This window comes from Neisseria sp. N95_16 (assembly GCF_002551535.2).
GTDB classification, from domain to species: Bacteria; Pseudomonadota; Gammaproteobacteria; order Burkholderiales; family Neisseriaceae; genus Neisseria; species Neisseria brasiliensis.
The window spans coordinates 1-10,895 of record NZ_PDBT02000076.1; the positions used below are offsets into that span (position 1 = coordinate 1).

11 protein-coding genes are annotated in these 10,895 nt (G+C 50.9%); 9 read left to right on the forward strand and 2 right to left on the reverse strand.

Annotated elements, in window-relative coordinates; translation table 11 throughout:
• Nucleotides 1–364 precede the first annotated feature (364 nt).
• Nucleotides 365–994 (reverse strand): excalibur calcium-binding domain-containing protein, encoded by a 630-nt coding sequence (locus tag CRG49_RS10735; RefSeq protein WP_095503727.1) that lies wholly within the window; start codon nucleotides 992–994, stop codon nucleotides 365–367.
• Nucleotides 995–1,433: 439 nt separating this feature from the next.
• Nucleotides 1,434–3,029, reverse strand: coding sequence for an FAD-dependent 5-carboxymethylaminomethyl-2-thiouridine(34) oxidoreductase MnmC (gene mnmC / locus CRG49_RS10745; RefSeq protein ID WP_095503729.1), 1,596 nt, complete (start codon nucleotides 3,027–3,029; stop codon nucleotides 1,434–1,436).
• A 138-nt stretch (nucleotides 3,030–3,167) separates the two neighbouring features.
• On the opposite strand from mnmC, the gene CRG49_RS10750 reads away from it, so the two are divergent.
• The 9 genes from CRG49_RS10750 to ylqF all read left to right on the forward strand — a co-directional run bounded on the left by CRG49_RS10750 (nucleotide 3,168) and on the right by ylqF (nucleotide 10,779).
• On the forward strand, nucleotides 3,168–3,800 hold the full coding sequence (locus tag CRG49_RS10750) for a phosphoribosylanthranilate isomerase (RefSeq protein ID WP_095503730.1): 633 nt from the start codon (nucleotides 3,168–3,170) through the stop codon (nucleotides 3,798–3,800).
• The gene (locus CRG49_RS10755; protein ID WP_095503731.1) at nucleotides 3,797–4,390 is read left to right on the forward strand and encodes a DNA glycosylase; all 594 of its coding nucleotides are present in this window, start codon (nucleotides 3,797–3,799) and stop codon (nucleotides 4,388–4,390) included. Before CRG49_RS10750 ends, CRG49_RS10755 begins: the two co-directional genes overlap by 4 nt.
• Before the next feature lie 146 nt (nucleotides 4,391–4,536).
• A complete protein-coding gene (gene trpB, locus CRG49_RS10760) occupies nucleotides 4,537–5,739 on the forward strand; it encodes a tryptophan synthase subunit beta (RefSeq protein ID WP_095503732.1) in 1,203 nt (400 codons plus the stop codon).
• A 208-nt stretch (nucleotides 5,740–5,947) separates the two neighbouring features.
• Nucleotides 5,948–6,853 (forward strand): 4-hydroxybenzoate octaprenyltransferase, encoded by a 906-nt coding sequence (ubiA, locus tag CRG49_RS10765; RefSeq protein ID WP_095503733.1) that lies wholly within the window; start codon nucleotides 5,948–5,950, stop codon nucleotides 6,851–6,853.
• 350 nt (nucleotides 6,854–7,203) lie between these two features.
• Nucleotides 7,204–7,653, forward strand: a complete 450-nt coding sequence (ptsN, locus tag CRG49_RS10770; RefSeq protein ID WP_095503734.1) for a PTS IIA-like nitrogen regulatory protein PtsN — start codon at nucleotides 7,204–7,206, stop codon at nucleotides 7,651–7,653.
• Nucleotides 7,654–7,656: 3 nt separating this feature from the next.
• A complete protein-coding gene (hprK, locus tag CRG49_RS10775) occupies nucleotides 7,657–8,619 on the forward strand; it encodes an HPr(Ser) kinase/phosphatase (protein ID WP_095503735.1) in 963 nt (320 codons plus the stop codon).
• The gene (gene rapZ, locus CRG49_RS10780) at nucleotides 8,600–9,454 is read left to right on the forward strand and encodes an RNase adapter RapZ (RefSeq protein WP_095503736.1); all 855 of its coding nucleotides are present in this window, start codon (nucleotides 8,600–8,602) and stop codon (nucleotides 9,452–9,454) included. Before hprK ends, rapZ begins: the two co-directional genes overlap by 20 nt.
• 33 nt (nucleotides 9,455–9,487) lie before the next feature.
• Entirely contained in the window at nucleotides 9,488–9,724 is a 237-nt protein-coding gene (locus tag CRG49_RS10785) for a protocatechuate 3,4-dioxygenase (protein ID WP_229436868.1), read from the forward strand.
• 107 nt (nucleotides 9,725–9,831) lie between these two features.
• Nucleotides 9,832–10,779, forward strand: a complete 948-nt coding sequence (ylqF, locus tag CRG49_RS10790; protein WP_095503737.1) for a ribosome biogenesis GTPase YlqF — start codon at nucleotides 9,832–9,834, stop codon at nucleotides 10,777–10,779.
• The last annotated feature ends 116 nt before the right edge of the window (nucleotides 10,780–10,895 follow it).

Genomic DNA, 10,895 nt, shown 5'->3' on the forward strand with positions numbered 1-10,895 from the left:
AGAGGAACTCAACTACGGAGTCGATCTATCAACCATCTGAGGGTGGTATCAGATTGATGGGGTGAAGGTGACCCATCAACCATTAAATCCGTATACCCAAAAGATTAAAGCGGTTGAGGAGGCCCTTAACCGCCGACCGAGAAAGACATTGGACTATGAGACACCGGGTGATCTGTTTTCAGCAGCCCTTGCCAATGGCATTTGAGCGTTGCACTTGAAATGCGAATGTAAGGCCGTCTGAAAAGGATTATTTTTTCAGACGGCCTTTTAATAGCGCGCAAAATCGCCATTTGGGACATTTCTTTGACTTGCGTTGTGCTTGTTTCTAGCAATATACAGATTTGGTTTTGGGAAAGGCTTCAGGCTACCAGCGGCTGTCGTTTTCGCACGGAATGCCGTCGTTGTCGCTGTCCATTTTGGTGTTCGGGCAATGTCGGATAAAAAATTCAGCTTCTTCACGCGAGTTCATTTGCGAACAATATTGCCGCCCGTCGCAACTGAATTTGGCTGACGGCTTTGCCGAAGCGGGGGATTTGACGGCCTGATTCCATGCTTTACGCTCGGCTTCCATCTGCGCCGCAATGGTGGCAACCATAGAATCGGGCGGCGTGGTGGTGTGAACCGTTTGCGCGCGGTGATCTTGCCAAGCCTGCCAGCCGTACCAAGCGCCGCCAAGCAGTGCCGCGCCCAATAAAATCGCCAGCAACACACCGCCTGCACGCGAAGGGCTACCGCCTTGTTTGCGGTAGGCTGCATGGGATGGTGATTCGGCTTCGTCGTCAAAGTCATCGATAAAGCGGACATCTTGAGCCTCGCTGCGGCCTTGCCGGCCTTTGGCGAGATAAAAGGAAACCCGTTGGCCTTCAAAAGGGCCTTCGGTGTGGCCGTTGAACGTAGAAAGCGCGACAAAAATTTCGTTTTCGGTGCTTTCCTCCCGTATTGCACCGAAGCGACGGCTTTCGTTCCAACGGACAATAGTGCCGTAATAACGCATGATTTTTAAGATATGAATAATTATTTGGAATATTTTAAATCAATCTGCCCGATAATGTGATGCTTATTTCGTTGCCAGACTTGTTCTCAGACCTGATTTTATGCGTAAAGGTTTCCCAGGCCGTCTGAAAAATATTGATTTTGAGAGAAAACCACTGATTTGTCATGCTTTCTTTATGCATAGTGTCAGGCGCGAGTATCAGGGGGGGGTGAGTTGTGGGATGGAGACAAAAGGTTTCAGACGGCCTGATACCTCTATAAAACACATTTGAATCAAGAATACTAAGGCCGTCATTCCCGCGTAGGCGGGAATCCAGATTCATCTGCTTCAGAAACATAAAAAGTGACCACAATTCAACGTTCTGGATTCCCGCCTACGCGGGAATGACGGATTATAGATTGCTGAAAATTAATGAATTCAAGAAAGTGTAGGTCGGTATTCAAAGCAACGACTGATGGCGCACAATCGCCCGAATCACAGCGCGGTTGGGATGCAGCGCGGCTTTCAGGCGTGGCGACAAAGGTTGCGGCAGGTTTAAGATTTCCGCCACCAACGATGCGGCGCAAATCGGTGCCGTCGCCAAACCGCGCGTGCCGTGGGCGGTGTTGAGCCAGACGTTGGGCAGGTAAGGGCAGGGGGCAGTCAGGCGGTAATGTTTGTCCAAAGCCAGCTTGGCGTATACGCCCTGCATGGCGGCAATGTCGCCCACCGCACCCACCATCGGCAGATGGTCCAAGCTGTCGCAGCGCAAAGCGGCATGGCCGTGGGCTTCGGTCAAAGGATTGAGGCCGTCTGAAAACAGCGAATCGGCAAAAGCAGGCTGTAAATCATGCAAAGCGGCTCGGTTTGCCGATTCTTCGTGTTGGTGCCATGCTTCGTCGCTGCTGTTTAACACAAATGTCGCACCGTAGCAGTGTTGCCCCTGCCAGCTCGGGCTGATGTAGCTTTCGCCCGATACCGCGCAACTCAGTTTGGCCGACAACGCGCTTGCTGTAGCAACACCGGTTTGGCCGCGGATTTGGCGAAACGGCAGCGCGGACACGTTGCGCTCGGGTGAGTTGGGGCTGTGCGCGCCCATGCAATAAATCAGGTGTTCGGCGGTGAAACTGCCTTGCGTGGTGTGCGCCGTCCAAGCCGTGCCATCAAATTCGGCGGAAAGCAGCGGCGCGTGTTCTTGCACATCAATCAAGGGGTGATTCAATAAAGCGCGCACCAAAGCAGGCGGATTGAGCCACACACCATGCGGCCAATAGAGGCCGTCTGAACCAATATTGATCTCCGCGATTTCTGCCGCTTCTTGCTGGGAAACGGTGCGGTATAAATGCGCATGATGGTGCTGCAAACCTAATGCCTGATTGCGTTTGCGCTCGGCTTCGTTGAAATTGACGTGCAACACGCCATTGCCGCCCCAAGCGTGTTGCTCGGGCAGTAAATCGGCCAACAGCCGCCGCGTGTAGCCATAGCCCGCCAGCAGCAATTCGGTTTGCTCGGTTGGGTGCGGCGAGATTTTGGCATACAGCAAACCTTGGCGGTTGCCCGAACCAGCGCTGGCAATATGCTTGGCTTCAAGCACGGTCACGCGCACGCCGTGTTCGGCCAATTCCTGCGCGGTGGCTGCTCCGGCGATGCCTGCACCGATGACGATGGCGCTGGTGGGTTTGGCTTGGTTTTCCGTCGGGCGGAACCACGGTTTGACTGTGGTTTCGCGTTGCGTGACGGGCACGGTTTGCCATTGCAAGGCATGCGGAAAATGCGTTTGAATATCCGCAGCATGTTCAGACGGCACCAGCCATAAATGCACATCGGGCAACACGTTGGCTAACACATTCACGGCATTGAATTGCAGGCAGCCGATTTTGCGCGCAATGGCTTCAGCTAAAGTTTGCTCTAAGGCACAAGGGTTTTCAGACGGTCTGAATACTGGCATTTCCCGTGCAGGCAGGCACACCACCCAATAAAGCGGTTTGGCATGGTGAGCAAGCGTATGCACGAGTTCGGCGAGCGAGGGAATGCCGTTCCAAGCAAGGTAATTCATGATGAGGCCGTCTGAATAAAAAGTGTATTGTAATGCGGAAATGCGCTTTGTTGATTGCGCTGCCGCAAAAGCGCTTATTTTTCAGACGGCCTTTGCTTTATAATAGGCCGTCTGAAACGCTGAATCTAAGGAACACACATGACCCGAATCCGAACCAAAATCTGCGGTTTTACCCGCCCTGAAGATGCCCGAGCCGCGGCGCAATTGGGGGTGGATGCTGTCGGGCTGGTGTTTTTTGCCAAGAGCAAACGCGCGGTAGACACTCAACAGGCGCAGGCGATTGTGGCCGCTTTGCCGCCGTTTGTGACGGTGGTGGCGCTGTTTGTCAATGAAACAGCCGAGCAAATCCGCGAAACGCTGCGCCAAGTGCCGATTGATGTGATTCAGTTTCACGGCGATGAAGACGATGAATTCTGCCGCCAGTTTGACCGCCCATATCTGAAAGCGGTGCGCGTGCAAAGCTCGGCAGACATTCAGACGGCCTCAAGCAAATTTCCCCATGCCCGCGCGGTGTTGTTTGACGCGTATCACCCCGATGAATACGGTGGCACGGGTTTGCAGTTTGATTGGAAACTGCTCGCCGATTACCGCGACAAACCGTGGGTGTTGGCAGGCGGCTTAAATGCAGGCAATGTGGCCGAAGCGGTACGCATCAGCGGTGCGACGGCGGTGGACGTGTCCGGCGGGGTGGAAAGCAGCAGCGGTATTAAAGATGCGCAAAAAATGGCAGCATTTTTACAAGCCGTAGCGAAAGCGGGGGCACAGCGATGAGCAGCGAACCCATCGTGGAAACCCATCCTTTTCCGCCGATTCTGCCGCCCAATGCCACAGCGATGATGATGGGCACGTTCCCGCCCAAAGACGACAAACGCGCCATGCAGTTTCATTATCCAAATTTTCAGAATGATATGTGGCGCATTTACGGCGAAGTGTTTTTCGGCGACAAAACGCATTTCCAAAGGCCGTCTGAAAAAGCGTTTGACGCGGAAAAGATTATCGCTTTTTTGCATGAGCGCGGCATTGCCTCTTGCCCGACGGTGTGGAAAGCCGTGCGCGAGCAGAACAACGCTTCGGATAAGTTTTTGAAAGTGGTCGAGGAGGTGGATTTGGCGGCGGTGTTGCACAAGCTGCCGCATTGCAGGCATGTGTCTACCACCGGCGGTAAGGCCACGGAAGTGTTGCTCGGATTGCTGCCCGAGAAAACCGCGTTACCGAAAACGGGTGAAACCATCGATTATGTGTACCAAGGCCGCGCCTTGACGCTGACACGTTTGCCGTCCACTTCACGCGCGTATCCTTTGAGTTTTGACAAGAAAACGGCGGCGTATCGGGCGTTTTTTGAGTTTGCAGGCTTATTGTAGGCCGTCTGAAAAAACAAGGATTTTTGCACGCGGATAAGCGCGTTCACACGAAAAATATGTGTATAATCGGCATTCATTAGAATTATTGTTTTCAGACGGCCTAAATATCCATCAGGCCGTCTGAACCCCCACAGAGGAATTCATTCATGCAAAATTATCAAGCACCCGACCAACAGGGCTTTTTCGGCGAACACGGCGGCCTGTATGTTTCAGAAACGCTGATTCCCGCGTTGGAAGAATTGAAACAGGCTTACGCCGAAGCGAAGCAGGATCCTGATTTTTGGGCGGCATTCGAGCATGATTTGAAACATTATGTCGGCCGCCCAAGCCCGGTTTACCATGCCGAGCGTTTGAGCGAGCATTTGGGCGGTGCGCAGATTTGGTTGAAACGCGAAGACTTAAACCACACTGGCGCACATAAAGTAAACAACACCATTGGTCAGGCGCTGTTGGCCAAGCGCATGGGCAAAAAACGCGTAATTGCGGAAACCGGCGCTGGTCAGCACGGCGTGGCTTCGGCTACGGTAGCTGCGCGTTTGGGCATGGCTTGCGATGTGTATATGGGTGCGGACGATATTCAGCGCCAAATGCCGAACGTGTTCCGCATGAAATTATTGGGTGCGAATGTGGTCGGCGTGGAAAGCGGCAGCCGCACGCTGAAAGACGCGATGAGCGAAGCCATGCGCGAATGGGTGGCTCGTGTGGACGATACTTTCTACATCATCGGCACTGCCGCCGGCCCTGCGCCTTATCCTGAAATGGTGCGCGATTTCCAATGCGTCATCGGCAACGAAGCCAAAAAGCAAATGCAGGAAGCCATCGGCCGACAACCTGATGTTGCCGTGGCCTGCGTGGGCGGTGGCTCGAATGCGATTGGTTTGTTTTACCCGTATATCAGTGAAGAAAACGTGCGCTTGGTGGGCGTGGAAGCGGGCGGTCATGGTGTGGATACACCGGAACACGCCGCGCCGATTACTTCACGCGCACCGATTGGCGTGTTGCACGGTTTTCGCAGCTATTTGATGCAAGATGAAGACGGCCAAATTTTGGGCACACATTCGGTATCGGCCGGTTTGGATTATCCGGGCATCGGCCCCGAACACAGCCACTTACACGACATTGGCCGCGTAGAATACACCGTTGCCAATGACGAAGCGGCTCTGAATGCGTTTGATTTATTGTGTCAATTTGAAGGCGTTATTCCGGCTTTGGAATCCAGCCATGCTCTGGCTTGGGCGGTAGAAAATGCGCCGAAAATGGGCAAAGACCAAGTGATTTTAATGAACTTGTCCGGCCGTGGCGACAAAGACATCAATACCGTGGCGACATTAAAAGGTATTGAATTGTAATTTTGATATGAGAGAGGCCGTCTGAATGTTCAGACGGCCTTTTTATATCGGTTTCAAACACCGTTTCTTTGTAACCAAAAGTAAAAAATGATGATATCGCCATCGCAAAAACGGACAATGCCACGCGGTTTAGACTATAATGTCAAATAAAACGTGTTTGAAAACATAATATTCCGTTTGTCATGATTTCTTGATTTCCCATTCACACATGAACATTAGACGATTACTCCTGCGCTTTTTACCGCGTTATGCCGTTGGGCGCATTTTAATTTACGCGCGGCTGATGCGCGTGGAAAAGCCCATTGGCACTTTACTATTGCTGTGGCCGACTTATTGGGCCATGTGGGTGGCCGCTGAAGGCCATCCCGGCCATACCATTTTTTTCGCCTTTACCATCGGCACGTTTTTAATGCGCAGCGCCGGTTGCGTGATTAATGATTATGCCGACCGTAATTTTGACGGCGCGGTTGAGCGCACGAAAAACCGCCCGTTTGCCCGTGGACAAGTCACCAAAGCCGAAGCCTTGCTGCTGACCTTGATTTTGTGTTTGCTGGCGGCGATGTGTTTGGTGCCAATGAACATGCTGACTTGGCTGATGAGCTTGCCGGCCTTGTTTTTGGCGATGACTTATCCGTTTACCAAGCGTTTTTTCCCGATTCCGCAATTTTATTTGGGCTTGGCATTTTCATTCGGTATCCCGATGGCGTTTGCTGCGATCACCAATAATGTGCCGCCGATTGCATGGCTGATTTTTGTCGCCAATGCTTTATGGACGCTGGCTTACGATACGATTTACGCCATGGCTGATAAGGAAGACGATTTGAAAATCGGCATCAAAACATCGGCCGTGACGTTTGGTCAGCATGATATTGCGGCGGTGATGTTGTGCCATTTTTGGTTTACTGCGCTGATGGTGGTGTTGGGTTTGCAAATCGGTGCCACATGGCCTTATTGGCTGATGTTGCCGGTGACGGTGTGGTGGCAGATTAATCAATACCATGCGATTAAAACGCGCGACCGCCAAGTGTGTTTCCGCACTTTTTTGGAAAACAACCGCATAGGCTTGGCTTGGTTTTTAGGTTTGGTCGGCCATTATTTGTGGAAATTGGTTTAAGCAAAAATGGCTGAAAGGCCGTCTGAAAAATACCCGTCACTAAGGCGGGTATTTTTTATGGGTGCTGATGGCGTGCGGCAAAAACGGGTTAACCGAATTTAAAAAAAACGATTATTTTCAGTTTGAGAAATAGCGCAAAGCAATAATATACCTATGGATTAAATGTTTAAATAATTCTTTCATTTTAATGATTTAAGATGAATGTAGAGCAAGATGGCGATGTTAAGAATCATTAAAATGCCGTCTGAAAGCGTAAGGCTTTTAATATAAATTGTACGCTTAGGATTGAGATTTGTGCCGACTGTCGGTACAATTCCATCTTGTTTTGCTACCTCTTAAAAGAGATTCCTATGAGCCTGATTGGCGAAATTCTACCGTTGTCCCATATTGAATTGGATGTGGAAGTCAGCAGCAAAAAGCGCTTGTTTGAGCAAGCTGGTTTGTTGTTGGAAAACGAAGCAGGGCTGCCGCGCGCAGATGTGTTTGAATGCCTGTTTGCCCGCGAAAAATTAGGCACCACCGGTTTGGGGCAGGGTGTGGCGATTCCGCATGGCCGCGATGCTTGCGTGCAAAAAGCGGTAGGCGCATTTATCCGCACCAAAGAGCCGATTTCCTTTGATGCACCCGATGGTAAGCCGGTTTCGCTGGTGTTTGTGTTGCTGGTGCCGGAAAACGCTACCGGTGAGCATTTGGAAGTGTTGTCGAAACTGGCCGGCAAGTTCTCCCAAAAAGCCGTGCGCGAAGCCTTGATGACTGCTTCGACCGCCGAAGAAGTGCAAAAATTATTAACTGAAGAGTAACTTATGCCGAGTATATCCGTCCGCCGTCTGTATTCCGATAATCAGCATAAGCTGCAATTGGCTTGGGCCGCAGGTAATTCAGGCGCGGATAACCGCATCGGTGTTGAGGCCGACAAGCCCGTTTTGGCGCTGGTCGGCCATTTGAATTTTATCCACCCCAATCAGATTCAAGTGGTTGGCGTGGCGGAAGCCGAATATCTGAGCCGCTTGGAATCGGGCGAGCTCAACTACGATTTCGGCGAATTATTCGATATTCCTATGGCTTTGGTGATTGTGGCCAACGGCTTGCCCGTGTCGTCGAAATTGCGCGATTATTGCCACACCAACAGCATTCCGCTGCTGACATCCAAGCTGGAAAGCCCATATTTAATGGACGTGTTGCGGATTTATCTGCAACGCACGCTGGCCACATCGGTCACGAAACACGGTGTATTTTTGGATGTATTTGAAATCGGCGTGTTGATTACCGGCCATTCCGGCTTGGGTAAAAGCGAATTGGCTTTGGAACTGATTTCACGCGGCCACAGCCTGATTGCCGACGACGCCGTCGAATTGTTCCGCACCGGCCCTGAAGTATTGGAAGGCCGCTGCCCGCCAATGTTGCGCGACTTTTTGGAAGTGCGCGGTTTGGGTGTGTTGAATATCCGCCATATTTTCGGTGAAACCTCAATCCGCCCGAAAAAAATCCTACAATTAATCATTAACCTCATTCCGGCCGACGACGAATACATGAAGCAGCTTGACCGCTTGAGTATTCGTACCGAAACCGAATCTATTCTCAACGTCAATGTCCGCTCGGTCATGCTGCCTGTGGCAGTTGGCCGAAACTTGTCGGTATTGGTTGAAGCTGCTGTGCGCAATTATATTTTGCAGTTGCGCGGAAAAGACAGCACGCGAGAATTTTTAGAACGCCATCAAACACTGCTGAAAGAGAACGAGCAAAGCCATGAAAATAGTATTAATTAGCGGCCTTTCCGGTTCGGGGAAATCTGTTGCCCTCAAACAGCTGGAAGACTTAGGTTATTACTGTGTTGACAATTTGCCTCTAGAGTTGCTGCCTTCATTGGTGTTGTATCATGTTACGCGTGATGAAGTAGACAGCTTGGGCGTGAGCGTTGATATCCGTTCCAAAATCGACATCGATCAAGCCGAAGAGAAAATCCAATATTTACGCGAACAAGGCCATCAGGTTGAAGTGTTGTTTATCGAGGCGGAGGAGAGTGTATTGGTGCGCCGCTTTTCCGAAACCCGCCGCGGTCACCCATTATCCGGCCACAATTTAACTTTGCTTGAAAGCCTGCGTGAAGAACGCACATGGTTGTTTCCGTTGCGCCAGATGGCCTATTGCATTGATACATCGAAAATGAACGCCCAGCAATTGCGTTATGCGGTGCAACAATGGCTCAACATTGAGCGTCACGGTTTGTTGGTGATTTTGGAATCGTTCGGTTTCAAATATGGTGTGCCGAACAATGCTGATTTTATGTTCGATATGCGCAGTCTGCCCAATCCTTATTATGATCCGGAATTGCGCCCGTTTAATGGTATGGATAAAGAAATTCAAGAGTATCTTGACCAGCAGCCGCTGGCGCAAGAAATGGTCAACGACATCGATCAGTTCATTAACCGCTGGTTGCCGCGTATGCAGCAGGAAAGTCGCAGCTATGTGACGATTGGCATCGGCTGTACCGGTGGCCAACACCGTTCTGTGTATGTGGTGGAGAAACTGGCCGATCGTCTGGCTGGAAAATACGAATTAATGGTGCGCCACCGCCAAGCGCAAAACCTTGCCGGCCATTGATTTTCAGACGGCCTCAATATAAAGGACACAATCATGACTGCAAAAATCATGTTCCCATTATGCGTTGCGTTAGTGTTGGCAGCCTGTAACACCACCGTCAGTCCATACCGTTGGCATCAAACTGGTATGAGCGAAAGCGATGTTGCCCGCCAACAGCGTATCTGTATTTCACAAGCCAATCATGATGCCAAGCAAGGCAAGCAACCGAAATCGTTGGAACAATGTATGGATGAAGCCGGCTATTACCGCTACATTACCGGTAATATGTAAGTATGAAACATACCAAAGGCCGTCTGAAAAGGTTAAAATCCTTTTTCAGACGGCCTTTCATGCTGAATCAGCCACCTTAAACAATACCTTATTATAGAAAGTACAACATGGCAATCCAATGGTTCCCCGGCCACATGAACAAGGCCAAAAAAGCCATCGGCGAACGCATCAAATCTGTCGATATGGTCATCGAAATGCTTGACGCGCGTTTGCCCGCTTCAAGCGAAAATCCTTTGTTGGCGCAATTGTCGCGCGGCAAGCCAAAACTAAAAATCCTGAACAAACAAGACCTTGCTGACCCAGAGCGCACACAAGTTTGGCTCAATCACTACAACAGCCAGACCGACACCCAAGCCATCGCACTCGATTCATCTGAAAAAGGTGCACATGCCAAAATTACCCAAGCATGCCGCAAAATGATGCCCAACCGTGGCGGTCTCGACAAACCTTTGCGTGTATTGATTTGTGGCATTCCCAATGTCGGCAAGTCCACCTTAATCAACGGCATGATCGGCAAAAAATCAGCCAAAACCGGCAACGAACCCGGCATCACCAAAGCCGAACAACGCCTGTTTCTCGCCGATGATTTTTGGTTATACGATACCCCCGGTATGCTGTGGCCTAAAATTATCGTTGAAGAATCCGGCTACAATTTGGCCGCCAGTGGCGCCGTTGGCCGCAATGCCTTGGATGAAGAAGAAGTCGCGCTCGAATTGCTGGACTACCTGCGCCGCCACTACCTGCCGCTTTTGCAAGAACGCTACCAAGCCGACAAAGACCCAAGCAGCCATTGGGACGATGTGGCATGGTTTGAATGGATTGCCAAAAAACGCGGTTCCTTACTCGGTGGCGGCCGCATCAATTACCAAAAAGCCGCTGAAAATATCCTGACTGATTTTCGCGACGGCCAAATCGGCCGCATCACCTTGGAAACGCCAAACCAATGGGAAGTATGGTTGAAAAAAGCCCGCCAAAAAGAAGCCGAGCTCAAGGCCATGCGTGAAGCGAGAAAAGCAGAGCGCAAAGGGCATAAGCCGCAGGAAAGTGGTGAGTAGGTTTCAGACGGCCCTTACATTCGCATTTCAAGTGCAACGCTCAAATGCCATTGGCAAGGGCTGCTGAAAACAGATCACCCGGTGTCTCATAGTCCAATGTCTTTCTCGGTCGGCGG

Coding starts and splice junctions, on each gene's coding strand:
- CRG49_RS10735 (WP_095503727.1), bottom strand. CDS start 994: ATGCGTTATTACGGCACTATTGTCCGTTGGAACGAAAGCCGTCGCTTC.
- mnmC (WP_095503729.1), bottom strand. CDS start 3,029: ATGAATTACCTTGCTTGGAACGGCATTCCCTCGCTCGCCGAACTCGTG.
- CRG49_RS10750 (WP_095503730.1), top strand. CDS start 3,168: ATGACCCGAATCCGAACCAAAATCTGCGGTTTTACCCGCCCTGAAGAT.
- CRG49_RS10755 (WP_095503731.1), top strand. CDS start 3,797: ATGAGCAGCGAACCCATCGTGGAAACCCATCCTTTTCCGCCGATTCTG.
- trpB (WP_095503732.1), top strand. CDS start 4,537: ATGCAAAATTATCAAGCACCCGACCAACAGGGCTTTTTCGGCGAACAC.
- ubiA (WP_095503733.1), top strand. CDS start 5,948: ATGAACATTAGACGATTACTCCTGCGCTTTTTACCGCGTTATGCCGTT.
- ptsN (WP_095503734.1), top strand. CDS start 7,204: ATGAGCCTGATTGGCGAAATTCTACCGTTGTCCCATATTGAATTGGAT.
- hprK (WP_095503735.1), top strand. CDS start 7,657: ATGCCGAGTATATCCGTCCGCCGTCTGTATTCCGATAATCAGCATAAG.
- rapZ (WP_095503736.1), top strand. CDS start 8,600: ATGAAAATAGTATTAATTAGCGGCCTTTCCGGTTCGGGGAAATCTGTT.
- CRG49_RS10785 (WP_229436868.1), top strand. CDS start 9,488: ATGACTGCAAAAATCATGTTCCCATTATGCGTTGCGTTAGTGTTGGCA.
- ylqF (WP_095503737.1), top strand. CDS start 9,832: ATGGCAATCCAATGGTTCCCCGGCCACATGAACAAGGCCAAAAAAGCC.